This window comes from Paenibacillus sp. FSL L8-0708, from assembly GCF_038009325.1.
Taxonomy (GTDB): domain Bacteria; phylum Bacillota; class Bacilli; order Paenibacillales; family Paenibacillaceae; genus Paenibacillus_AQ; species Paenibacillus_AQ odorifer.
Map to the genome: position 1 here is coordinate 3,940,014 of NZ_JBBPBC010000001.1, position 24,920 is coordinate 3,964,933.

Annotated in this window: 19 protein-coding genes; 16 read left to right on the forward strand and 3 right to left on the reverse strand. The window is 41.7% G+C overall.

The genetic code is table 11. The annotated features are described in order from the left end of the window. Positions 1–85: 85 nt before the first annotated feature. Together NYE58_RS18675 and NYE58_RS18680 are read left to right on the forward strand one after the other, a co-directional pair. Positions 86–1,051 carry an aldo/keto reductase gene (locus NYE58_RS18675; protein WP_341002610.1) on the forward strand — a complete coding sequence of 322 codons (966 nt, stop codon included), beginning with the start codon at positions 86–88 and terminating at the stop codon, positions 1,049–1,051. A gap of 36 nt (positions 1,052–1,087) precedes the next feature. Beyond that, positions 1,088–1,939 carry an aldo/keto reductase gene (locus NYE58_RS18680; RefSeq protein WP_111504194.1) on the forward strand — a complete coding sequence of 284 codons (852 nt, stop codon included), beginning with the start codon at positions 1,088–1,090 and terminating at the stop codon, positions 1,937–1,939. A gap of 119 nt (positions 1,940–2,058) precedes the next feature. Here NYE58_RS18680 and NYE58_RS18685 read toward each other — a convergent pair whose 3' ends face one another. Beyond that, on the reverse strand, positions 2,059–3,555 hold the full coding sequence (locus NYE58_RS18685) for a glycoside hydrolase family 43 protein (protein ID WP_341002613.1): 1,497 nt from the start codon (positions 3,553–3,555) through the stop codon (positions 2,059–2,061). A 174-nt stretch (positions 3,556–3,729) separates the two neighbouring features. Here NYE58_RS18685 and NYE58_RS18690 point away from each other — a divergent pair, with 174 nt between their 5' ends. The 7 genes from NYE58_RS18690 (at position 3,730) to NYE58_RS18720 (ending at position 14,794) form a co-directional block, all read left to right on the forward strand. Then, entirely contained in the window at positions 3,730–4,644 is a 915-nt protein-coding gene (locus tag NYE58_RS18690) for an ArsR/SmtB family transcription factor (RefSeq protein WP_341002615.1), read from the forward strand. Positions 4,645–4,798: 154 nt separating this feature from the next. After that, positions 4,799–5,818 carry a phosphotransferase enzyme family protein gene (locus tag NYE58_RS18695; protein WP_341002617.1) on the forward strand — a complete coding sequence of 340 codons (1,020 nt, stop codon included), beginning with the start codon at positions 4,799–4,801 and terminating at the stop codon, positions 5,816–5,818. A 70-nt stretch (positions 5,819–5,888) separates the two neighbouring features. Next, positions 5,889–6,812, forward strand: coding sequence for an aminoglycoside phosphotransferase family protein (locus tag NYE58_RS18700; protein ID WP_341002619.1), 924 nt, complete (start codon positions 5,889–5,891; stop codon positions 6,810–6,812). 226 nt (positions 6,813–7,038) lie between these two features. Beyond that, entirely contained in the window at positions 7,039–9,690 is a 2,652-nt protein-coding gene (locus tag NYE58_RS18705) for an endo-beta-N-acetylglucosaminidase (RefSeq protein ID WP_341002621.1), read from the forward strand. Between the two features lie 285 nt (positions 9,691–9,975). Next, positions 9,976–12,591 carry a phosphoenolpyruvate synthase gene (ppsA, locus tag NYE58_RS18710; RefSeq protein ID WP_341002623.1) on the forward strand — a complete coding sequence of 872 codons (2,616 nt, stop codon included), beginning with the start codon at positions 9,976–9,978 and terminating at the stop codon, positions 12,589–12,591. Between the two features lie 93 nt (positions 12,592–12,684). Next, positions 12,685–13,293, forward strand: a complete 609-nt coding sequence (locus NYE58_RS18715) for a TetR/AcrR family transcriptional regulator (protein ID WP_076133162.1) — start codon at positions 12,685–12,687, stop codon at positions 13,291–13,293. A gap of 172 nt (positions 13,294–13,465) precedes the next feature. Next, on the forward strand, positions 13,466–14,794 hold the full coding sequence (locus NYE58_RS18720; protein WP_341002625.1) for a metal-dependent hydrolase family protein: 1,329 nt from the start codon (positions 13,466–13,468) through the stop codon (positions 14,792–14,794). 98 nt (positions 14,795–14,892) lie between these two features. Here the strand turns inward: NYE58_RS18720 and NYE58_RS18725 are convergent, their stop codons facing one another. Continuing rightward, the gene (locus NYE58_RS18725) at positions 14,893–15,441 is read right to left on the reverse strand and encodes a TetR/AcrR family transcriptional regulator (protein ID WP_076190311.1); all 549 of its coding nucleotides are present in this window, start codon (positions 15,439–15,441) and stop codon (positions 14,893–14,895) included. 184 nt (positions 15,442–15,625) lie between these two features. On the opposite strand from NYE58_RS18725, the gene NYE58_RS18730 reads away from it, so the two are divergent. From NYE58_RS18730 to NYE58_RS18740, 3 genes are all read left to right on the forward strand, one after another. After that, positions 15,626–16,627 (forward strand): NADP-dependent oxidoreductase, encoded by a 1,002-nt coding sequence (locus NYE58_RS18730; protein ID WP_143761937.1) that lies wholly within the window; start codon positions 15,626–15,628, stop codon positions 16,625–16,627. Positions 16,628–16,856: 229 nt separating this feature from the next. Further along, entirely contained in the window at positions 16,857–17,609 is a 753-nt protein-coding gene (locus NYE58_RS18735; RefSeq protein WP_076277330.1) for an SDR family NAD(P)-dependent oxidoreductase, read from the forward strand. Positions 17,610–17,893: 284 nt separating this feature from the next. Then, complete coding sequence (locus NYE58_RS18740) at positions 17,894–18,466, forward strand: TetR/AcrR family transcriptional regulator (protein ID WP_076277331.1); 573 nt, start codon at positions 17,894–17,896, stop codon at positions 18,464–18,466. Between the two features lie 201 nt (positions 18,467–18,667). Here the strand turns inward: NYE58_RS18740 and NYE58_RS18745 are convergent, their stop codons facing one another. Continuing rightward, complete coding sequence (locus NYE58_RS18745; protein ID WP_076277332.1) at positions 18,668–20,377, reverse strand: glycoside hydrolase family 2 protein; 1,710 nt, start codon at positions 20,375–20,377, stop codon at positions 18,668–18,670. A 149-nt stretch (positions 20,378–20,526) separates the two neighbouring features. Between NYE58_RS18745 and NYE58_RS18750 the strand changes: the two genes are divergently transcribed. The 4 genes from NYE58_RS18750 (at position 20,527) to NYE58_RS18765 (ending at position 24,830) form a co-directional block, all read left to right on the forward strand. Beyond that, positions 20,527–21,369 carry a helix-turn-helix transcriptional regulator gene (locus NYE58_RS18750; protein WP_076277333.1) on the forward strand — a complete coding sequence of 281 codons (843 nt, stop codon included), beginning with the start codon at positions 20,527–20,529 and terminating at the stop codon, positions 21,367–21,369. Positions 21,370–21,481: 112 nt separating this feature from the next. After that, positions 21,482–22,264, forward strand: a complete 783-nt coding sequence (locus tag NYE58_RS18755; protein ID WP_341002627.1) for an ABC transporter ATP-binding protein — start codon at positions 21,482–21,484, stop codon at positions 22,262–22,264. A 295-nt stretch (positions 22,265–22,559) separates the two neighbouring features. After that, complete coding sequence (locus NYE58_RS18760) at positions 22,560–23,243, forward strand: MarR family winged helix-turn-helix transcriptional regulator (protein ID WP_076277334.1); 684 nt, start codon at positions 22,560–22,562, stop codon at positions 23,241–23,243. Between the two features lie 234 nt (positions 23,244–23,477). Continuing rightward, positions 23,478–24,830 carry an MATE family efflux transporter gene (locus tag NYE58_RS18765; protein WP_076184945.1) on the forward strand — a complete coding sequence of 451 codons (1,353 nt, stop codon included), beginning with the start codon at positions 23,478–23,480 and terminating at the stop codon, positions 24,828–24,830. The last annotated feature ends 90 nt before the right edge of the window (positions 24,831–24,920 follow it).

The following is a 24,920-nucleotide window of genomic DNA, read 5'->3' on the forward strand; positions in this document are numbered from 1 at the left end:
TTAGCTGGATTAACGTGCTGAAAATAATGCAGACTACGTCGAACGTTGAACTTTGACTGAACTTCATGCGAAAGGAAGATCACAGATGCAAATGCGTAAATTAGGAAATAGTGGCTTGGAAGTTTCGGCAATAGGGCTTGGCTGTATGGGAATGGATCATGCCTATGGAAAGCCAGCCGATCGTAATGAAATGGTTAAATTAATTCGCAGAGCAGTTGAACTAGGATGTAATTTCTTTGATACTGCTGCTTTTTATGGAGATTCCAATGAGGAATTAGTAGGCGAAGCCCTTGCAACACTAAGAGATCAAGTTGTGATTGCAACTAAATTTGGAATTTTAGGACAAGAAGCTGTAGACGGTCAACCTCAACTTATTTTGAATAGCACACCAGATTCTATTCGTGAGCAAATAGAAGGCTCATTAAAAAGGTTGAAGGTCAATTGCATTGATTTATATTATCAGCACCGAGTGGATCCGAATGTCGAACCTGAAGCTGTCGCAGAAACAATGAAAGATTTAATAGCTGAAGGGAAGATTAAAACATGGGGAGTCTCTAATGCACCGATTGATTATATGAAACGAGCACATGCTGTATGTTCGATTACTGCAACCCAAAATCAGTACTCCATGATGTGGCGTGAACCGGAAAAAGAGTTGTTTGAGCTTTGTGAAGAGTTAGGAATTGCTTTTATCGCTTACAGTCCATTAGGAAATGGTTTCTTAAGTGGTAAATATACCAAGGAAACCAAATATGATGAAGGTGACTATCGAAGTTTCATGGGAAGATTCAAACCTGATGTGATTGATCATAATCAAGTGTTATTAGATTTAATTACTCAAGTTGCAAAAAGTAAAAATGCAACACCAGCTCAAGTCGTACTCGCGTGGGAATTAGCTCAAAAACCATATATCATTCCAATTCCAGGCACTACAAAATTAAACAGATTAGAAGAAAACCTATATGGAGCTGATCTCAAATTAACAAAGGAAGATGTAGATAGTCTAAATGAAGCTTTGTCTAAAATGGATATTGATAGTTCACACTTTTAAATAGAGCTATATCATCAACTAATAGGAGGATTTTTTATGCAAAAAGTTATTTTGAACAATGGTGTTGAAATGCCGATACTTGGTTTTGGGGTTTTTCAAATTCAAGATGAAGCTGAATGTGAACAAGCTGTTTACGATGCGATCATGTCAGGTTATCGACTGATAGATACCGCAGCCTCATACCTAAACGAAGAAGCGGTGGGAAGAGCCCTCAAACGGAGTGGAGTACCAAGAGAGGATCTATTTATTACTACGAAATTATGGGTTCAAGATACAGGATACGAACGTACAAAGGAAGCATTTGAAAAATCCCTTTCAAGATTGCAACTTGATTATTTGGATTTGTATTTAATTCATCAGCCATTTGGCGATGTGCATGGTTCTTGGCGGGCGCTGGAGGAATTGTACCGTGAAGGAAAAATCAGAGCGATTGGCGTAAGTAACTTCCAGAACGATCGTCTGATTGATTTGATTATTCATAATGAAGTAACACCTGCCGTTAATCAAGTTGAGACACATCCCTTCTGCCAACAAATTGAAAGTGCTGCATTCATGAAAGAAAACAATGTTCAGATTGAATCATGGGGTCCATTTGCTGAAGGTAAAAACAACATGTTCCAGAACGAAGTTTTAGTATCAATAGCTCAAAAATATAATAAATCTGTTGCCCAAGTGGTTTTACGCTGGTTGACGCAAAGAGGAGTTGTTGTGATTCCAAAGTCTGTCCGGAAAGAAAGAATAATTGAAAACTTTAATATCTTTGATTTTGAATTAAACTCAGAGGATATAGAACAAATTGCGCTGTTAGACACAAAAGAGAGTTTGTTCTTTTCACATAGAGATCCTGTAATGGTAAAAGCGTTAAGTACCAGGAAGCTGGATATCTAATTTTTCTTAGGATCTTGTAGGTTTTGATAAAAGAGGGGTTAACCATAATTAAGGGGTTAACCCCTCTTTTATTTATAAGAACACCCTTAGCCTTGTACAGTTCATTCTAATTTGGAGGTTTAAGAATAAAGGCAGCTAAAATTTGTGAATATCGCATTATAATCTTGGTCTTCTCCAGTGGCGTACAAACCAATAAGCACACCTGTGAATCCTCCGGCTATTTCAGAGGATAGATATTTGGTTTGCGCAGCTCCGAATAAGATCTCAGTACCGTCTACCTGGATATAAAAGTGATAATGCGTTGGACTGCTTTTGACAACTAATGAAGCATGGTTGCACTGACCTATATTTTTTGTTTTTTCAATGGATTTGATATCTCCGATATTCAGCCGTTCGATAATCTCATAACCCTCTGGATGTTTACGCAAGGCCAAGTCATAATGGTGATTTTCGTCCATGTAAAGTGTAATTCCGGCTTCACCATTCGTAAGGCTGACTTCGCATGAAATAATTGCGTTAAAGTCTTTTTGACGAATACCAATAAATGTCGGGGTAGCCGGGATATCTAACGTTACAGCAGTTCCTTTAAGCTTTATTTTATCAGCTTCTAACCTATAATTTTCTGTAACCGGGTGACGCAGGTAACACCAGTCCAAATTCCAATCTGTGTTCTCGAACGTAAAGACTCTTTTCTCCTGCTGAATGACTTTGTCCGCAATACGATCAGTCTCGAAACTTATAAGAGTGGTACCTTCATGACCTGCTGTAAACCATCCCTCCTCGCCAAAGGTAATCGGAGTTAGAAAAACCTCGCGCCCCAAATGGTGATAGGTAAGATACTGGCCAGTCTGCCGGAATCCAAGATGTAACAGCCACCAATCCCCCTCATGGTCTTGTACCAAATCTCCATGTCCAACTCCCTGAAGCTCGTAACCGCCTAAATTTCGATTAGTCAATACGGGGTTATGCGGGTAGGCTTTGAATGGACCAGTAGGAGAATTGCCTCTTGCATAAGTAACCATATGCCCATATTCGGTTCCGCCCTCAGCTGCTAGCAGATAGTATTGTCCATTAATTTTGTATAAATGAGGACTCTCCAAATAACGCCCACCGGATCCTTGCCAGATTGAACGGCTTGGCGACAGCTTCTGCCCGGTTTCAATTTCAATTTCACATTGGACTATACCATTAACTCCGTAATCGTCTGTCCCATTACTCATGAAATATGTTTTGCCGTCTTCAAAATACAAATCCGGATCAATACCGCCTTGATTTACATTAATCGGATCAGACCATTCGCCGTAAATATTGTCAGTCCAGACATAAAAGTTCTGGCGCAAAGTGTCATTAGTGGTCGTCATGTAGAATCGTCCATTATTGTACCGCAGGGTGGGGGCGAATACACCACCGGAGCTGTCCACAGTATCCAGTTGAATCTGGTTTTTTCGGGTTAAGCAATGACCGATTTGGGTCCAATTAATTAAATCTTTACTTTCAAAAATCGGAACACCGGGAAAATATTGAAAGGAACTGCAAACCAAATAATAAGTGTCTTCAACTTTACATGCACTGGGATCAGGATAAAACCCTTTGATGACCGGGTTATTGTATTTCATTTCTCCACCTCATTAATAAATTCATATAAATAAGAATTCAATATATTTAACTACTAAGAAAATTAAACACTATTGCTTATAGGTTTTCAATGAATCAGGGTTGAAGATATACGTTATATTTATTAAATTAATATATATGTAATTTCAATAAGCACAGGTCAGGTGATTATGATGATGATCAAAGCAAACGGCGAAGCAAAATTCATGTCGTTGTATGAAGCGCTGGCAAGCGAAGTCAGATGGAGGATTATGAGCCTCATTGCAGATAATGAAATGAATGTGAAGGAGATCGCGGCTAAGTTAGAGCTTAGCCCTTCCATAGTTACTATGCATATCCGAAAGCTCGAACAAGCTGGACTTACAGGAAGTCACAGGATACGCCTAAACGGAGGAACACACAAAATGTGCTTCCTTAAACAAAAAAGAGTTGAAATCGAACTCCCCACTGCCACTCAAACTCCGAGGATCAGAGAGCAGACCATTTCAGTCGGTCATTATACCTCGTTTGATGTCCATCCTACATGTGGTCTTGGGACACAAGAGAAAGAAATTGGGGTTTGGGACGATCCCCGCTATTTTCTCGATCCCGAGCGGGTCAACGCCGGCATTTTGTGGTTTGGGAGAGGTTACGTAGAGTACAAAACGCCTAACTACTTACTTCCCGGTCAAATGCCCGAGGCCATCGAGATTTCAATGGAAATTGCTTCTGAAGCGCCAGGCTTGAAAGATCATTGGCCTTCGGATATTGAGTTCTTTTTTAACGGTGTGAAGCTTGGAACTTGGACCAGTCCGGCAGACTTTGGAAGAGCGGCACGAGGCATATATACTCCGGATTGGTGGCATCGGAATGTAAATCAATACGGGTTATTGAAGACGATCCGCATTGACACTTCGGGCACATTTATTGATGAAGAAAGGATGTCGGACATTACTGTCGCAGATATTTTGCTACGGGAACAATTCTGGACGCTTCGTTTCGCAGTTGACGAGAAGGCTGTTAATGTTGGTGGTTTGACACTTTATGGGGCTGGATTCGGTAACCATGACCAAGATATTTTAATTTGTGTGTACCTAGGAACGATGACCTAATGAAGCAGGATAGTTCAGTTATAGTTGTTTTCTCCATCCAGTTTATCAGCTGGAACTGGTAAACTATCCATATATTGAAGAAGTTGAGAGGAGAGATATTCTGAATTATAACGAGGTTATTAAAATCGCTGATACACACTTACTTCCATTAGTGATGGAATTGTACGGATTGGAAGGTTATGAAATCAGGCTTATCAATGCACATGAAGGAGGACGGAATGTCGCATATAACTGTGATAAAGCTGATTCTGAAGCAAAAATAATCAGAATTGCCTTCTTAAGTGACAGAAGCCGAGAAGATATTTTGGGTGAAGTGGAATATATCAGGTATTTGTACGAGCATGGCGGCAGTGTTTCGAATGTGGTCAACTCCCAGAAGGGGAATCTGCTGGAAACGTTAACTCTTAATAATCATACCTTTTTTGTCTGCTTGTTTGAAAAGGCCAAGGGGGGGATGCTCGTGGAAAATAATTATCAGTATCGGGAAGGCGTTCCTATTACGGAATACTATTATAACTGTGGCAAAGTTCTTGGGAAAATGCATCAATTGTCGAAGGGTTATACACCTGTCCATTCCCGGTATGATTTTTTTGATAAATACAATGCCGATTATATAGATAAGCTAATACCTGACTCGTTATCTCTTTTGAAGGAGAAACTGGTAGATCTCTTAACAACCTTAGAAGGGATGGACAGGAATCACGAGTCTTTTGGGATGGTTCATTTTGATTACTGCGATGGGAATTATATGATCGATTTTAATACAGGGCAAATAACTGTTTTTGATTTCGATAACTCCTGCTTTTGTTGGTATATGTATGACCTGGCAAATCTCTGGACACTTGGAGTGGGCTGGATACAATTTGAACAAGACACTGATAAACGCAAACAGTTTATGGATGATTATTTTAAAACAGTCCTTGATGGCTACAGATCCGAGACCAGGATCGAAGATTCGATGTTAGACACATTGCCATTGTTTATCCAAGTAACCCTCATGGAAAACATCGTTGATGCATTCGAGGTAATGCGGAACAATGGTGAAGACCCGGAATGCGATGAAGAGCTGTCATATCGTATAAAATGTCTAGAAGACGATATCCCATATGTAGGATTTTTTCATGAAATTTACTCATGTGATGAACCCTTTGAGTATGAGGAACGAGATATTTAGGATGAGGGTGTTTTTGATATGCTGCGGATAAATTCATAGTAGACTCAAATAAGCAGGAGTTGGAGTAAAAATGGCTTACGAAAAACCGGAATTGACCATGAGTGAAATTGAAAAAGTACTGTGGAATCATCTTGGACAGGGAGCGGCTGAGATTACACCGTTGTCTGGCGGCAATATAAGCAACGTGTTTTCTTTTATTTTAGAAGGAAAAGACTATGTTGTGAAATTCAGCGATTTGGAACGAGCATATGAGACCGAACAATTTGTATCCAATTTGCTACTCGACCAAGGTATCCCTTTCCCAAAATGTTTGGGGTTAGGGAGGACTAATCAGTTAACCTATTTGATCATGGAGCGAATGGAAGGTCGCAATCTATCCGATTGTACAGCAGAGGAACAAACCCGTCTGATGCCGGAAATTATCGGCATTTTAACAAGAATGGCCGAAACGGATATTGGGGGAACTAACGGTTATGGTTGGATCGGACCTGACGGCAATGGTTCCTATTCATCTTGGAAAGACTTCGTCATTGCCGTAAATGCGGAAGATCAGACGGGGACATTCTGGGAGAATTGGCATGAACTCTTCCGCACGTCTTGCTTGGAAAGAGAAGTATACGAAGAAATCTATAGTCGTTTGATGACCTACGTACCCTATAATGAATCTAATAGAAGCTTTATACACGGAGATTTTCAACAGTGGAATATGTTGTCCAACGGAACACGGATAACCGGCATTATTGATGGTAATTGCATGTATGGCGATTCTCTCATAGACCTTGCGGTTCTCGACAAGCATATGCCTTGGTGTGATGTCATTAACACATATCAAAATTATCAAAAGAAAGCTAGAATAGTGACCCCGAATTTTGAGGAGCGGCTAATCGGTGCCTATTATTTTAAGGGACTCGATGGACTTCGATTCTATGCTAAGATGGGCTGGACAGAGGCTTATCAGGACACACGGCATTTTCTTTTAAACCTAAAAGCGTAATAACTGACGCTATACCTTATCCTATACATTTAATAGCCGCATAATTGCGGCTTTTTGTATATAAATATCAAATTTCAAGGAGCGAATTCCCCACTGGGATTATAGCCTAGGCTGACGACCTGTAATAAATGCACCTGAACTTGCCATTAATCCACTATCTATAGCTTTGTCCAACTTGATAAAATGTAAGCGCAATCATTTAATCAATCGATTGGAGGAGTATGGCATGAAAAAGATTGGGGCAGGTTTTATATTCTTACTTGTGATGTGCGCAGCCTTATCCACAACTGCGTTCGCGAAACAGCCTTATTCATCCTATTGGTTTCCGGAGCAATTGCTTCAGTGGAGTCCGGCATCCGACCCGGATGCGGCATTTAACCGGAGCACAGTCCCGCTGCAGGACCGTTTTGTAGCAGATGGAGTCAACGCTCATGCAACCAAAGCGCCAAAAGTCATGGCTTTATCAGCACTGAACCCGGGAACAAGCGGAGTTCCATCGCAGGGTTCAAGCAAATTCGAAGCTAACACATTTACCTATTGGCAATATGTTGACAAGCTGGTCTATTGGGGTGGTTCCGCGGGCGAAGGGATCATCGTACCTCCAAGCGCTGATACGATCGACGCGGCTCATAAAAATGGCGTGCCGATCATCGGAACGGTGTTCTTCCCACCAACCGTATATGGCGGGAAGTATGAATGGGTCAAGCAGATGCTTCAGCAGAATAGTGACGGCTCCTTTCCTGCTGCTGACAAGTTGATCCAGGTTGCGAGCCATTACGGATTTGACGGCTGGTTTATTAACCAGGAGACTGAGGGCGGAACGCCGGCTGACGCACAGCAAATGCAAGCTTTCCTAAGTTATCTGGAATCGCACAAGTCAAATTCTATGCACATCGTATGGTATGATTCCATGACTAATGAGGGCAGTATTAGTTGGCAAAATGCACTTAACGACAAGAATGCGATGTTCCTGCAAGACAATAAAAAGCAAATAACAGACAATATGTTCCTGAACTTTTGGTGGAAGGATCTTAAAAGCTCGGCAGAGAAGGCTAGAAGCTTGGGCAGAAGTCCTTATGACTTGTATGCCGGCATCGATGTCGAAGCCAAGGGTTACGATACAAAGGTGAACTGGAATCTGTTGTTTCCGGATAAAGATCCTGCCGTTACTTCCCTTGGTATTTACCGCCCCGATTGGGCTTTTAACAGCGCAGAGAGTATGGAAGATTTCTTCGTACGCGAGAATAAATTCTGGGTGGGTCCAAACGGGAATCCGAGTAACACCTCGAGTGATCAAGCCTGGAAAGGTATCGCTAACGATGTGATCGAATCATCACCAATCAATGAGCTGCCTTTCACCACCAACTTCAACACGGGAAGCGGACAGAAATATTTTGTAAGAGGGAAGCAGGTGCGGGATAAAGGCTGGAACAACCGGAGTCTGCAGGATATTCTTCCCTCCTGGCGCTGGATTGCAGACAGCAAAGGTACCCCGCTTTCACCAGTGCTCGATTGGTCCGATGCCTATTACGGCGGCAGTTCGTTGAAGGTATCAGGCGTGCTGAACCCTAACAATGCGACACATTTGAAGCTCTACAAGACTGACCTTAAGATCGAAGCAAGCACAAAGCTGTCTATTACGTACAAAACACAAAATAAGCCAAGCCTGAAGGTTGGTCTTGCATTCGCAGATCAGCCCGATCAAAATATCTTCCTTAATGTGAAGGATAAGACATCGCCAGACTGGACAACTGAAACATTGAATTTGACCCCATACAAAGGGAAACGGATCGTAGCGTTGTCACTGTATTTTGATTCTAAGAATGCGATTAATAATTACAACATTCAAATTGGCCAGCTCTCCATTCAAAATGCTAATGACCCGATCAAACCACTACCCGCGGTTCGCGATCTTAAGGTCACTCAAACTGATTTTCGCAATGGTATTTATGGAGATGCCAGATTACAGTGGAAACAGCTTGACCAACAGGTCAAGCAATACGAAATCTATCGAGTGCTTCCAGATGGCAGTGAGATGTTCATAGGTGCAACACCAAATCATGTGTTTTACGTTCCTGAGATGCGAAGAATAGACAAAGAAACTATCACAGTATTGAAGGCTGTTGCCGTCAATGGAAGATACGAGCAAGGTCAATCCTCTAGCGTGAAGATCAGCTGGCCGGATTATCCAAAGCCGACTGCGGAGTTCAAAACTGATCAAACCCTAGTCGCTCCAGGCGAGAGCGTAAACTTCACCGACCTGTCGACTGAAGTGACAGAAGGATGGTCATGGACCTTCGAAAGCGGAAGCCCCGCGGTCAGCACATCAAAGAACCCAGTTGTGACGTTCGCTCAGGAAGGCGTTTATAGTGTGACGCTGACTGCAACTAACAGCTCGGGCCAAGACACAATTACGAAAAAAGAGCTCATCACAGTGAGTAAGGAAGCTGGAGCAGTGAAAAATCTGGCACTTGGTAAAACTGCAACAGCCGATCATGCCTGCGGGGAAAAGGAAGGTGCACCTAACGCCGTAGATGGTAAAGTGACGGATAACAGTAAATGGTGCGCAATTGGTAATCTGCCCCATTGGCTTCAGGTCGACCTCGGCGCCGAACATCAACTCAGCGCTTTTGTTATCAAGCATGCTGAGAGCGGAGGAGAGTGGTCCGGTTTTAATACCAGTGATTATACGATTCAGGTCAGCAGTGACGGAACGAACTGGAAGGATGTCGTCAACGTCCAAGGAAACTCGGCTGCCGAGTCGACTGATTCAATTGCGTTAGTAAAAGCCCGCTATGTAAAATTATTGATTCTCAAACCTACGCAGGGAGCCGATACGGCAGCGCGGATCTATGAGTTTGAAGTGAAGGGATTATAATATACCCTATTACGTCATTCTAATATTAAAGCAAATAAACCGTAGGCCACTTGAGGGGCTACGGTTTATTTGTTTTAACACTAATGATAGCTGAAATCAAAAAAAGAACCTGATTTATCTCATCAGATTCTTATATATTGCATATGAAAAGACACGATGATATAATCAACTCACGACTGAAATTCTATAGTTAGGCATAAAAAATGCATCTTATATATTTATATTATCATGCCGTTAAATTCTTGTCAATTTTTTTCTCAATTTAATAGTTAGGAGCGATAATAAATGCGTTCTTTAGTTCTCGGTTTTCAGGAAGTGGACAATACACAGCTTTTGCTCGTTGGCGGAAAAGGGTTAAATTTAGGGAAACTATCACAAATAGAAGGAATACAAGTACCAGAAGGATTCTGTATTACAACAGTAGGATATCACCAAGCCCTCGAACAGAACCAAACGTATCATGCTTTGTTGGATCAACTAACTATGCTAAAAGTAGAAGATCGGGATCAAATCGGTGAAATCAGTAGGAAGATTCGGCAAATCATTGTGGAAGCAGAAATTCCTTCCGATGTTGTGAAGGCAGTTTCTCACTATCTCACCCAGCTGGGTGATGAACATGCTTATGCAGTGCGTTCTAGTGCGACCGCTGAAGATTTACCACATGCCTCTTTTGCAGGTCAACAAGATACCTATTTAAATATCATCGGCATAGAAGCAATCCTTCAGCATATCAGCAAATGTTGGGCTTCTCTATTTACGGATCGTGCCGTAATCTACCGTATGCAAAATGGATTTGACCACAGTCAAGTTTATTTATCCGTTATCGTTCAAAGGATTGTTTTTCCACAGGCTTCAGGCATTTTATTTACCGCTGATCCGATTACTTCTAACCGGAAACTGCTATCCATCGATGCCAGTTTTGGACTTGGCGAAGCTCTGGTCTCTGGCTTGGTATCTGCCGATGGTTATAAAGTACAGCAAGAGAAAATTGTCGATAAGAGAATAGCAACCAAAAAATTGGCTATTTACGGACTAAAAGAAGGCGGAACAGAGACCCGGCAGATCGAACTCGATCAGCAAGAGACTCAAACACTTACTGAACATCAAATTTTACAATTAGCAAGGATAGGCAGACAGATTGAAGCTTATTTTGGTTGCCCACAAGATATCGAATGGTGTTTGGCCGAGGATACATTTTATATCGTCCAGAGTCGGCCAATCACGACTTTATTCCCCATCCCAGAAGCGAATGATCAAGAAAACCACGTTTATGTATCTGTTGGTCATCAACAAATGATGACAGATCCCATGAAACCGCTGGGATTGGCCTTTTACCTGTTAACGACTCCTGCACCTATGCGTACAGCTGGCGGAAGATTGTTTGTTGATGTCACACCAAGTCTTGCTTCATCTGGCAGCAGAGAAATGATCATAGAAGCCTTAGGTAAATCTGATCCCCTCATAAAAGACGCACTCATAACCATCGTAGAGCGAGAAGATTTTATAAAATTTTCGGCAGATAATGAAAAGGCTTCTACTCCGAGTAAGAGAAATACAAGCCTGCCACCTAGTGATTCTCAAGTACAACTCGAAAATGATCCGACAATCGTTTCTGACCTCATTAAGAGCAACCAAGCCTCGATAGAAGAGTTGCAACAAATCATTCAAACCAAATCAGGGGCGGAGTTGTTTGATTTTATTCTGGAAGATATGCAGCAATTAAAGAAGATTCTATTCAACCCACAAAGTATGCGTGTGATTATGGCGGCTATGGATGCCTCAGCATGGATCAATGAAAAAATAAATGAGTGGTTAGGTGAAAAAAACGCAGCGGATACGCTTTCTCAATCTGTACAGGGCAATATTACTTCAGAAATGGGTCTGGCGCTACTCAATCTCGCTGATGTGATTCGGCCTTATCCGGAAGTCATTGATTACTTACAGCAGGTTAAAGATGAAAATTTCTTAAATGAACTGGTTAGCTTTGAGGGTGGGCAGGAAACCCAAGACGCTTTCTATGACTATCTCAGTAAATACGGAATGCGATGTACCGGAGAAATCGATCTTACAAGAACTCGTTGGAGCGAAAAACCAACTACACTTGTCCCCATGATTCTCAGTAATATCAAAAACTTTAAACCTAATGCTGGCCATCGGAAATTTGAGCAAGGTCGACAGGAAGCTTTGAAAAAAGAACAAGAGCTATTAGATCGATTGAAGCAATTACCCGATGGTGAACAAAAAGCGAATGAAACAAAACGAATGATTGATCTCATCCGGAATTTCAGCGGGTTTAGAGAATACCCAAATTACGGCATGGTTAATCGCTACTTCGTTTATAAACAAGCTTTACTGAAAGAAGCAGAACAACTAGTACAAGCGGGAGTTATTCCTGAAAAAGGAGATATATACTACCTCACTTTTGAAGAACTATGCGAAGTTGTAAGCACAAATAAAATGGATTACCAGATCATCAGCAAACGCAAAGAAGAGTACAAATTATTTGAAAAACTAACTCCACCACGTGTTATTACGTCTGATGGTGAAATCATTGCGGGGAAGTATAAACGAGAAAACCTCCCAACTGAAGCTATTGTAGGTTTAGCGGTTTCTTCCGGTGTTATAGAGGGACGTGCGCGTGTCATCTTAAACATAGAGGATGCTGATCTAGAAAACGGAGATATATTAGTTACCTTATTTACTGACCCTAGCTGGACTCCATTGTTTGTATCTGTAAAAGGCCTAGTTACTGAAGTTGGTGGACTAATGACCCATGGGGCAGTTATTGCGCGTGAATATGGCTTGCCAGCAGTTGTCGGAGTGGAGAATGCTACCAAATTGATAAAAGACGGGCAACGAATTCGTGTGCATGGAACAGAAGGCTATATCGAGATATTGTAATGGCTGAATCACGAATGTGGTTTGACAAATTCAATCTTTTGAATTATTTTTTAATAGTGAATTTTAAATTCATTATTAAAGGTGAGGGGCAATATGCAGTCTAAAAAAGATGAAGTGAAACAGGAAATTGAATCCGCCGCTTTAAAGGTATTTTTCCAAAAAGGCTTCTCTGATGCCAAAATGAATGATATTGCCGATGAAATTCAAATTTCTGTTGGAAATATTTATACTTATTTTAAAAATAAAAAAGAGTTGTTCTATTCGGTTGTTCCGCCGTCTTTAGTGGACTATTTGAAGAATGTGTTAGTGGAAAATATTCGCATCGATAACCAGACTTTTTTTGATGATGTTAATAATGAGAAAAAATCAGCTATCGTTCAAGAGCAAATAACTATATTAACCCAGTACAGCAGGCAGATTGTTATTATTTTTGAAAAGAATAAAGGGACCGTATATAGCAATGCCAAAAACGAGCTGATCGATCTGATGATCGAAACTAAAAGGCCCTATATTAAGGATCATTATAAAAGATACGAAATCGGAACCGAAGAAAATATGATTCTGCTGAAGATCATCGCGAACAATGTCATCAATATGATTCTGGATTTATTAAAGCACGAGATGAGCGCCGATAGCCGGAAACGGATTTTTGAGGCATTAAGCTTATACTGGCTGCATGGACTAAAAAGCTTAAACGAATAACGTCAATGCGCCGAATTTAGGTGTGGGGTGGAACTGGCGTACAACACTGCAATGAGGGACAACCAAGTGGATATGCACATTTAGCATCTACGAGGGTCCCTATTTTTTTAATCCAATAATGAATAATTAATTCACTATTGAAGGGTGTAATCATGAAACGGGGGAAGCTACGATGAAGATAGGTTATGCGTTTAAGGACTGCAATGTTATATATGGAGATGCAATAAAAGGCACAGATACCCATATGACTATTTTGATTCAGGAAAACGGGTTGATTCAAGAGATCGGGAAAGCAAGCGCTGTAACTGTTCCGACCCATTACCAAACGATCGATTGTTCGGGGAAATATGTGATGCCCGGTCTCATCAACGCGCATGTTCATCTTTTTGCCGATGGGAAGCCATTTACGCTATCTGCCAGTGAAGGGCTGCTGAATTTTGCGTTTCATCATATTTTGGATACGAGACTGGGCAGAAACGTGTTGAAGAAACGGATGAAAAAAAATGCCCTAACCGCACTGCATTCCGGAGTAACAACGATGCGTAGTGTAGGTGAATTTTTTTATACTGATGTTCTTTTGAGGGATGAGATTAAGGCAAATCAATTTATTGGACCTAATCTTTTGGTGTCTGGGTATTTCCTGAGCGTAACGGATGGCCACGGTGCACCTTATTTGGCTTTGGTCGGTGATTCACCATGGGAAGGGAGAAGAAATGTAAGAATCAATGTAAAAAACGGAGTGGACCTAATCAAAATATGTGTAACTGGCGGGGTTACCGATGCCAAAAGGGTCGGAGAAGCAGGCCGCTTGCAAATGACGGAAGAAGAGGTGGCTGCGATTTGCGAGGAAGCTCATAAAATTGGGATGCGTGTGGCGGCACATGCAGAAAGTACCGAAGGTGTAAGAGTTGCGTTAAAGGGTGGGGTGGATACTATTGAACACGGCGCGGAGATGGATGAGGAAATGATCAGGCTGTACAAAAATAATCCCAGAGCCTTAAAGGGCTACACCGCTGTGATCCCTACTTTACAAGCAGCTTATCCCAGTGCGAAATTAGATCCGAGCCTGACAAAGTTGAATACAACCGTTAAGGAAAATGCCCGGCTTGTGTATGGCTCTATGTTAAAAGGGCTACAGCAGGCTATAGAACATGATATCAAAATTGGTGTGGGCACGGATGCCGCTATGTCCTATGTAACCCACTATGATCTTTGGCGTGAGCTTGATCATTTCATGCGACAAACAAAGCTGAACGCAAGTCAGGTTATTGAACTAGTAACCAAATCAAATGCAGAGATTTTGGGAATCGATCACCAGACAGGGACAATAGAAGTTGGCAAATATGCGGATTTAATCATGATGGAGCAAAACCCATTGGAGAACATAAAAACTTTGTCTGATGTAGCTATGGTTATGGTCAGAGGGAATTTAATACAAACACCCTCTGTGACCAGAATTCAAGCAGTGGACGAGCTGCTGGATACGGTTTGGAGTATTTAGGAGTGAGATAAATGATTGTAGAAGCTAAGCATATTTCAGCAATTCATGAACTCTACGAATTAGAATTTGTAGCCGTAAGATACCCTAAAACTTTGAATTCAAAGACCCTTATTAATTAAACTCCAGATGCGTTCAAACCTGTCTTGGTAGTCAGGTAAATTCCAGGATTCTTTGAAGGATGGGAGGCTAAATACTGCAAACGCAGAGAGAATCGCCTCAGCCCGTTCCAAGTGGGGATCGTGATAGTCCATGAGGCCGTCAATGATTTGGTAGGAATCCCAGAGAACATCGCGTAATACCAGTGGATTGCTATCCACGTATTGAGTATTCAAGGCAAACATCTTGGGATTCTCGTTATAAGCGCGTTTTTTTGCGTTAACAAATGCCCATAGCCAATCGTGAAGCAATTCTTGCGGTTTAGTTAAATTAGTCATATCTAATTTAATTTGTTCTGAAATCATCCGGTTGAACCAGCTCTTAGATACGGCTGCCCAGAGCTCTTGCTTATTTTTAAAGTGCTTATAGAGCGCTGCATGGGTGATACTTAATTCATCCGCAATTTGTGAGAGTGTCACTTCGGATTTTTCCGTGCGTTTAATTAATGCCTCCGCTGTTTCAATAATGAGCTCTTGAGTGATTTTAGCCACCGTACTGCTAACCCTTCTTTCTTCAATAAATTCCCTTTTATCGTTAATACACTTGCGAGTATTCTAACATATAAAATATTCAGTAACAATTGTTGATTTTTGTAACTTATTGTTTTATGCTTGTTGTGTAAGTTACAAAACCAAATAAATGTTACTTTTTTTAACGCATAGGAGGTCATTAATTATGAAAGCAGCACAGATCACCAAATATTCAAAAAAGTTCATAGTAAAAGTGAACGATATTCCAATCCCAGAAATAAGTGATAACGAAGTCTTGGTTCAGGTGAAAGCAGCAGCAGTTAATCATTTGGAATTGCTTATTGGTACCGGAAGTGTAAAGCTGATTCAGGATTATGAATTCCCATTAGTACTTGGTAACGAGCTGACGGGTGTTATTGAAAAAGTGGGTAAGAAGGTGCAAGGTTTCAAAGTTGGCGATGCAATTTATTCACGTCTGCCACTACAAAAAATCGGTGCCTTTGCGGAATACGCGACAATTAATGCAGATGCCATCGGGTACCTACCTGCCAATCTGAATTTTGTGACTGGTGCTGCTGCGCCATTAACAGGATTAACAGCTTATCAAGGATTAAATGAAGAATTAAATGCTAAAGCTGGCGAAAGCGTGTTTATCCCTGGAGGGTCTGGTTCGTTTGGCCAAATGGCCATTCCTATCGCCAAAAGCATGGGGCTCAAGGTCATTATCAGTGGAAATCCAGAAGCACGTGAACGGACAATGGCCGCTGGTGCAGACCAATATATTGATTATACGACTACGAACTATTGGGAACAGCTTAGTGATGTTGATTATGTGATAGATACCTTGGGACCCAGCGAATTTGATCATGAACTTTCAATTATTAAAGCAGGAGGCCGCCTTCTTTCTCTGCGGACCGGTCCTAACAAACGTTTTGCAGAAGATCTGGGCTTCTCTGGCTGGAAACAAAAGCTCTTCACCATCGCCGGGGCTAAGTATGATCATAAAGCGAAGAAAAAGGAGATTCAATATCATTTCATTTTTGTTCGCAGTGATGGCGAACAATTAAAGAAAATTACGAAGATTATTGAAGATAATGGGATTGTACCAGCAGTGGACCCTACAGAATTCCACATAGAAGATATTAACGAAGCACTGACTTTTGTTGCTGAAGGTCATCCTAAAGGGAAAGTTATTATCAGATTTTAAGGAGGGCTCAATTGTTGTCAAAAAATTCTTTACTGATCATTCTAGAATTGATATACTGATGCAAATTAGAGTTAATAGTGTAGTTTTTTACCTTAACTAGAATGATCGTTCTTGAATATTTTGAAGAAATTTATTAAGGGAGGGGGGAATGAGATACAAGTTTAATCGTGAACAAAACTCTATTGAAATGTTGTTAATTGATCAAAAAACTTAAATGGGAGAGAATAATATGAAATATACAGTGATTACAGGAGCAAGCTCAGGAATTGGGTATGAAACAGCATTGGCGTTTGCTGCACGCGGTAAAAATTTAATTTTGGTAGCTAGAAGATTAGATAAATTAGAAGAACTTAAATCAACAATTCAGAATATTGATCCTAATGTAAATGTTATTATTATTTCAAATGATCTGTCTATTACAGAGCAGGCTTACACACTGTATAACACTTTGAAGGTATACCAAATAGAAACCTGGATTAATAATGCAGGACTTGGTGAAGCTTCTTTTGTGGTAGAACAGAATTTAGATAAAGTTGAAATTATGTTACGTGTTAACATCGAATCCTTGACGATCCTTTCTACACTATTTGTGCGAGATTATGCTGATGTAGAAGGAACTCAGTTAATTAACGTATCATCCGCACTCGGATATGCCATTGCTGTTGGGAGCGTTGCTTATTCTGCATCTAAATATTATGTTAGTGCCTTCACCGAAGGGCTTGCAAAGGAACTAGAGCTTAAAGGCGCGAAATTAAAAGCAAAGGTTTTAGCACCAGCAATAACTGAAACGGAATTTGTGAAGAAATCAATAGATGCTGAAGAATTTGATTACAAAGCAAACATGCCTAAATACCACACTGCCAAACAAATGGCGAGTTTCATGGTAGAGCTTTATGATAGCAATGATATGATAGGGATTGTTGACCAGAACTATGACTTCAATCTGAGAGATCAAATCTATCCAATTATATCTGAGTTTTAAATCGAATTAGATATTAGTCACTAAAACGATCGTTGAAGAAACTGGAGCAAAAAGAACTGGCTTCCCTATTCTTAATCGTGGGGTACAACTTTTTTGCACACGCTGGAAAAAGATTGGACTCTGGATTGTTTATAAGCAGACAAAGTAAGAATTCTTCGGTAAGCATCAGTTAAGTTATCATGTTATGAATAAAATCAAGCATCTTGCTTGATTTTATTTACGTTTTATATATTAGTTTGCGGATCGTTTACTTAAATGTATAATGATTGCTTGAGGTGATTACAATGGCAAGAAGCAAAGAATTTGAAATTAATGAAGTACTAGATAAAGCGATAAAACTATTTTGGATGCAAGGTTACGAGAAAACTTCAATGCAAGATTTGGTAGACTGTATGGGAATTCACAGAAGAAGTATCTATGATACATTTGGTGATAAGCACGCCTTATATTTGACGGCACTCCAACGGTACGAATCTACTCAAAACAAAAAAATGAGCTTCTTGGTTGAGAAACAAGAACCCGTAAAGGAGATCATTCGACAATTTCTAGAATCTTCGATGAGGAGCGAAGGAGAACCTCAAGGATGTTTCATAGTTAATTCGGGTGTGGAGTTGGGAGTACTGGATCCGGAGGTTGCATCCTTTGTTGAGAATAGCTATTCAAAAACGGAGAAGTTGTTATATGACCTCGTTCAGACTGGCCAGCAAAGAGGTGAACTTAGAATTTCACTGGAGCCCGAGGCTATTTCCCATTATTTAATGAATGCCTGGTTAGGACTACGTACAATGGTAAAAACGGCAACGGACCATGAGAAATTAACAAGTATTATTCATACCATACTGATCACTCTAGATTAAAACTCCTTTATCTAGCACTTGTATCGAATGCCGAAAATAGACAATCAACTTACTGCTACCCGAGTACGCAAAGAATAGAACCGACTTAATACGCCCAGTTTAACTATATAAATACCGCGTCCGACACCAACTGTAAGGAACTAAGAATGCAGACACTAAAAAAACCCATGTTGACGATGGGCTTCTTAGTCAATGTGGATATTAATCTGTCCAAGATCGATAGATACGGCGCACTTCACGGAAGGATTGTTTAGGTTTGCGGTATTCATTAACCAGACCCTTGTTGTTGAAGCCGCGGGCACGGTCGCGAAAGTTCTTGCTGCTGCTCTTCAGATCGCCGCGGATGTCTGCAAACTGCCAGATGTAAGTCCCGCCAATTTTCGAATCATTTTTGAAGATCGCCAGTGCTTCAGTTACAATATCTGCCTGATAATCCTCGCTGAACAATCTCTGCTCCCAGCCCACATCCCCAAATAGTCCAGCACCACCGAATTCGGTCATGAGCACTACCTTGTCACCGGCTCCCATCTGCTCCGCACGCACATGGAACTGTTCCAGCATGTCTTTAAAGCTGGCTGTATCGCCTTCGTACCAACCAAAATATTTATTAATACCGATAACATCGAATAAAGGAAGTAGAATATCTTCGAGTGGATGCATCGTAGCGTAGGTGACAAGCCTAGTACTGTCGAGTTTCTTCACCAATCCGACTAGAGCTTGTGTGAAAGCATATGCTTCTTGCGTCCGGGTATCAATCTCATTATGAACGGACCAAAAGATCACACTTGGGTGATGCATATGCAAGCTGATCATTTCTTCAATCATAGTCAGTGCACGCTCCTGGAAGAGCGGCTCACTTACTGTTTCGTTCGGCAGAAAGGCTCCCCATATCGGAATTTCGCTCCAGTATACAATCCCTTGCTCATCGAGTAGATCAAGCCAATATGGGCTTTGGGGATAATGAGAACCCCGGACGGAATTGCAACCTAACTCCAAAATGATACTGAGCTCCTTGTGCATCAGCTTCGGAGGGAAGGCGAAACCCCACTCAGGATGCTCTTCATGTCTATTCACCCCCTTAAGATAAACGGGTGAACCGTTAATTAGAATCCGATGATCCTTTGTTTCAATATAGCGAAAACCGATCCGTTCAATCTTGTCGTCTTCCTCTGTCCGCAGTTGAAAGGTATACAGTTCTGGAAGACCTACGTTCCACAAACGTACTTCAGGCATAAGCAACTTGAACGTATGACTGAGGGTCTGGCCAGTTTCAATCTGTACTTCTTCCGAGTGCAATTCATGTCCGCTTTCGGAGAATGTGATCTTTGTAGTGTGCTGCTCCTTAAAGAAGGAATGGAGCCTCACCTGAACAGTGACATCGGCATCTGGTCCATGCAGTTCATAATCAATCTTCAGTTGTTCGATGTAAAGTTCAGGCAAATATTGCAGCTCCACCGACCGTATGATTCCCCCATAATGAAACCAATCCACCTGCTCCGTAGGAATCGTAAGTCGGTCCAAGGTGCTGTCCGTCCGGACGATAATCTCATGTTCTCCTGCTCCTAAGGAAGGAACAATAAATTCAAAAGGTGTAAATCCTCCATAGTGATACCCAAGGTGCTGCCCGTCCAAATAGACATCGGCGTGGCCCAGCACGGCATGAAAGATGAGTCTGACATGCTGCGAATTCACAATCTGTATTTTTTTACGATACCAACCGACACCTTCAAAATCGTACATTCCCAGTTCATTATTCCAGCACGAGGGCACATAAAGAGACTGCCAAGAATGTGGAAATCGCTCAAACCATTTTTCTTGAACACCCGTATTTAACGGATCCTTCATGAAATCCCAAGGCCCATCCAACAGCGCAGTTCTCCGAATTTGATACTCGCTAAAAGTCCTTAACAAGTGTGTTCCTCCTTTTTTTCCTGTAATGTATTGTGAATTTCAGACATCTTGATAATATGGATAGTAACATTTGGAGTTTAAGCATTGAATAGAAAAAAACGTTACCGTCTTGTTTAAATCGCTCTTTTAGTAGCAGGAGGGGATATTAATTGGAAGAAAATGATTACAAGCTGAATGACCTCACAGTGCATATCCATTTTGTACTCGACAAAGCTACTTATCCCGGGTGGGAGGACATCCGTAACATGGTAAATGTGCACAGCTTGTACTGGATTCATGAAGGTAAAGGGGTTTTCCTGACCAATGTTGAGCACAACGTAGAGGCTGGAATGCTAATCTATTTAAAACCAGGCCTTAAACTGTCCATGCGCTCGCAGATGGATGCTCCACTTCGTATAACGATGTTGCTCTTCGATTGTGCAGAGCTTGGTTATGATGCGGTATGGAAGGAAGTCAAGCCAATCGTAAAACTGAGACTTCCCTTCTTAAGCCAATATAACCAACAGCAGGCTGAGGAAATTAGCCAGCTGGTCTGGGAGATTCACCAGGACTGGCTGCCCGGACTAACCGAAGGCATAGCCGTATCCCGGGCTAAAATGCAGATCCTGCTGCATATGCTACACCAGACCGTTCAACCGGACTGGAATCTGATGGAGTCTGGAGCTTTCGCCGCCTTCGAACAGATCAAGAAAACACTCGAGAACGACTATAAGGATCATCACCGGATCGAGAAATTAGCGGAGAAATACGGCATTTCGCCATCTTACTTGCGGAAGATGTTCCTGAAATTTACGGGGATGGGGCCGAAGGAATACCATATGCACTTACAGAACAAGCAAGCTTGTCGTTATCTGGTTTTTACCGATTATCCAGTTAAGGAAATCGCCAAATTATGCGGGTACTACGAAGAATATCATTTCAGTAAGATTTTTAAACAGCTTAACGGGATCCCTCCGACAGTATACCGAAACAAACAGAGAATCAAAGATTAATTGTCCGCAGAACCGCTGGTAAAAAATCTTGAGGTTATGTTTTTTTACGGGAAGGACTTTACCATGTTAATATTGAACTCATTGAAGCATGTTTAAGGAGGGAAAATTGGGCATGATTATATCACTCAAAAATGTATCATGGCAACGTGATACGACAATGATCTTACGCGATATGAACTGGGAAGTGAAGCAAGGACAACACTGGTGTATCGTCGGTTTGAACGGTTCAGGAAAAACGACGATGCTAAATGTAGTGAACGGCTATATCTGGCCGACAACAGGACAAGTCGAGGTGCTGGACCATCGCTTCGGCGATGTGGACTTGAGAGAGCTACGCAAACGAATCGGTTGGGTAAGCACCTCCTTGCAGCAGAAGCTGTACGGCCATCAGACTGCCCTGAACATCGTCCTAAGCGGAAAATTCGCGACGATTGGTCTGTATGATAAGACGAATGAAGAGGATCAAAAGCAAGCCGAGGAGTTAATGGAGTTTCTAGACTGCTCTTCTTTGGCTGGTCGTACATATGATACCTTGTCGCAAGGACAGCGTCAGAAAGTCCTCATTGCACGCGCACTAATGGCCAATCCAGATCTACTAATCCTTGATGAGCCGTGCACGGGACTAGATATTTTTGCCCGTGAACAGCTGCTGCAGATGATCGAGAAGATAACAAAGCAACCTGGTGGACCAACCTTGCTGTATGTAACCCATCATATCGAGGAGATAACACCATGCTTCACGCACACGCTGCTGGTAAAGAACGGTGAAATCTACAAAGGTGACGAGACAGTAAACTGCTTGCAGTCAGATGTTTTGAGTGATTTCTTCGATACCCCCGTTGAAGTAAAGGAACATCATAACCGCAAGTGGCTTACACTTGCCGGTGATAAGTAGCATATCAAGGCACATCGAATAGGCGAGCAAACCGCTCTGAAGTGGTTTGAAGGATTGCTTGCAGATATAAAAAATGAAAACTAATCACAATATAATTTTAAAATAACCCGCGCACCGCGCGGGTTTTATATTTGTTTGCAAGCTTATAAGCCACGTCCATAAACAGTCAAACAACATATTAACGGTACCTGTAAAAAACATTTTGACATATCTAACAGGTACCGTTATAATACAAATCAACAGGTACCGTTATAAAGTTCAACAGGTACCGTAAAAACTTAATGGAGGATTCATTATGGACATGAATACTGAATTGTACGAAAAACTCGCGAAACTGCAATGGCTGTTGCAAAGGCAACACTTGAAGTCTCATGCCACGGTTGGTCCTATGGCCGACGCATCACGTGGGCAAGGGAGGATATTAGCGTTTCTTCGGATGAAAGACGGTATCAGCACCAAAGACTTATCCTATATGTTGGACATCCGTGTATCATCCCTCAATGAATTGCTTGGTAAACTGGAGAAAGCAGAATACATCACCCGTAAACCCTCAGAAACAGACAAACGTATCATTTTGATTTACCTAACGCAAAAAGGACAAGAGGAAGAGAAACAAGAGATAGACAGCGGCAACATATTTTCTCGCTTATCGCCAGAAGAGCAGATAGCTTTCGGGGATTACCTAACTCGCGTCATTACAGCTTTGGAGGAAGAACTTGGATCGGGCGAAGAACGTGATTTGATGGCTATGTGGATGGAAGCTGCCAAGGCGCGCATGGGAACAGAGGAATTTGAAAAAATGATGGCTATGCGCGGACAAATGCACAGAATGTGGGGAAATTCTAGGGACGAACGCTTTAGCGGAAGGTTCCCTGGATTTGGTGGAGAAGGGCGTGGTGACATGCGCGGATTCGGCTGGCCTTCCAGCGATGACAGTAATTCGTCACCTGACAAGTCACATGGCCCGGACGATAAGTAATTAAAGTCTTTTAGCAAACAGTAGCTGAGGCGCTGTCTTTCCACCAGAGAAAGATGAACGGCAAAGGCAGCGTAATGTGAAACTAAAGAATAGTCAAATTTCGTACGCCAAATCTGAAAACTCGTCGTTAGGGTACAGGTTTGCTTGTTGCTGCGTCACGGATCATATTGGACCGATAGTTAGAATTCTAAGTAATTTCAAAAAACAAAATAAAGAAAGATAGTGGTGAACCTTATGGATGCAGAAAACCTCCATTACTTTGAAAAAGCACCTGTCGCAAAAGCCGTAGCTCACTTCGCAGTACCGATGATGCTAGGCATGTCGATGAGTGTCATATACTCCATTTTGAATGCCTATTTCCTTGGTACACTGGGCAATACTGCGATGTTAACCGCACTCGCACTAACTTTACCGTTATTCGCCGCCATTATGGCGCTAGGTAACTTGATTGGTATCGGTAGCAGTGCATTCATCTCCCGTTTGCTGGGAGAGAAAAAATATGATGATGTAAAGCATGTGTCTTCATTCGCCTTTTACAGCAGTTTAGCTCTCGGTCTTATTTTGATGGCTGCCGGCATCCCCTTGATCGATTCAATCGTCCATGGCTTGGGAGCGACGCCTGACTCCTTCGGGTTCACGAAGGACTATGTCACGATTATGCTTATTGGTTCACCATTCGTCGTTCTATTCTTCACGCTGGAGAATATCGTGCGCTCGGAGGGGGCAGCGATCACTTCGATGATCGGCATGCTTCTCAGTGTTGTTGTGAATATTATTCTCGATGCGCTAGTCATTTTCGTCTTCCATTGGGACGTGATCGGGGTTGCATCTGCTACAGTCATTTCTAACTTGGTTGCAAGTGCATTCTACGCCTTCCACATGGGATATAAGAGCCAATTCTTAACCCTCTCTGTTAAATGGTTCAAAGCTTCCAAAGACATTCTGAGCAATGTATTTAAAATTGGAGTACCCGTTTTTGTTATGAGTCTCTTCATGGGTGCAATGTCACTTATCTTTAACCGTTTTCTGGTCGAATATGGGGAGCAGGCCATTGCGGCCTTCGGAATTTCATCACGATTATTACAATTTCCAGAGGTTATTCTGATGGGCTTATGTGAGGGAGTCGTGCCGCTGATTGCCTTCTCTTTTACAGCCAATAAATTACGCATGAAGCATACCATAACATTCACAATCAAAGTGACTGTGGCATTAGCAGCCGTATTCGGCATTATTGTATATCTGATTTCCGACCACTTAATCGGTTTATTTACGAATGACCCGCAATTAATTGAACTGGGCAGCTACATTCTTCATGTAACGTTCTTATCCCTGTTCATTTCAGGAACGACCGCGTTGTTTACGGGGATCTTCCAAGCGACAGCACAAGGAACCGCCGCCTTTATTATGTCAATTATTCAAGGTGTTACTCTGATTCCAGTATTGTATATCGCTAATCGAATGAACGGTTTCCACGGAGTAGTCTGGTCGCTCGTCATTTCAGATGCTGTTGCGTTCCTTGTGGGTGCCATCATGCTGTATGTTCTGCGGAACAAATTGCAGCCTGATTTAGATACTTTAGTACAGTAGAATCCTAAGCTTTAAGTTGATATTTTTAGTTCATCTAAAAAAACCTTGAATCAGCAAGGTTTTTTTGGCTCGTATGATGAAGCAGCCTGC

Excerpts from the sequence above, each read along its gene's own strand:
- NYE58_RS18675 (WP_341002610.1), top strand. The coding sequence starts at position 86 with ATGCAAATGCGTAAATTAGGAAATAGTGGCTTGGAAGTTTCGGCAATA.
- NYE58_RS18680 (WP_111504194.1), top strand. The coding sequence starts at position 1,088 with ATGCAAAAAGTTATTTTGAACAATGGTGTTGAAATGCCGATACTTGGT.
- NYE58_RS18685 (WP_341002613.1), bottom strand. The coding sequence starts at position 3,555 with ATGAAATACAATAACCCGGTCATCAAAGGGTTTTATCCTGATCCCAGT.
- NYE58_RS18690 (WP_341002615.1), top strand. The coding sequence starts at position 3,730 with ATGATCAAAGCAAACGGCGAAGCAAAATTCATGTCGTTGTATGAAGCG.
- NYE58_RS18695 (WP_341002617.1), top strand. The coding sequence starts at position 4,799 with ATGGAATTGTACGGATTGGAAGGTTATGAAATCAGGCTTATCAATGCA.
- NYE58_RS18700 (WP_341002619.1), top strand. The coding sequence starts at position 5,889 with ATGGCTTACGAAAAACCGGAATTGACCATGAGTGAAATTGAAAAAGTA.
- NYE58_RS18705 (WP_341002621.1), top strand. The coding sequence starts at position 7,039 with ATGAAAAAGATTGGGGCAGGTTTTATATTCTTACTTGTGATGTGCGCA.
- ppsA (WP_341002623.1), top strand. The coding sequence starts at position 9,976 with ATGCGTTCTTTAGTTCTCGGTTTTCAGGAAGTGGACAATACACAGCTT.
- NYE58_RS18715 (WP_076133162.1), top strand. The coding sequence starts at position 12,685 with ATGCAGTCTAAAAAAGATGAAGTGAAACAGGAAATTGAATCCGCCGCT.
- NYE58_RS18720 (WP_341002625.1), top strand. The coding sequence starts at position 13,466 with ATGAAGATAGGTTATGCGTTTAAGGACTGCAATGTTATATATGGAGAT.
- NYE58_RS18730 (WP_143761937.1), top strand. The coding sequence starts at position 15,626 with ATGAAAGCAGCACAGATCACCAAATATTCAAAAAAGTTCATAGTAAAA.
- NYE58_RS18735 (WP_076277330.1), top strand. The coding sequence starts at position 16,857 with ATGAAATATACAGTGATTACAGGAGCAAGCTCAGGAATTGGGTATGAA.
- NYE58_RS18740 (WP_076277331.1), top strand. The coding sequence starts at position 17,894 with ATGGCAAGAAGCAAAGAATTTGAAATTAATGAAGTACTAGATAAAGCG.
- NYE58_RS18755 (WP_341002627.1), top strand. The coding sequence starts at position 21,482 with ATGATTATATCACTCAAAAATGTATCATGGCAACGTGATACGACAATG.
- NYE58_RS18760 (WP_076277334.1), top strand. The coding sequence starts at position 22,560 with ATGGACATGAATACTGAATTGTACGAAAAACTCGCGAAACTGCAATGG.
- NYE58_RS18765 (WP_076184945.1), top strand. The coding sequence starts at position 23,478 with ATGGATGCAGAAAACCTCCATTACTTTGAAAAAGCACCTGTCGCAAAA.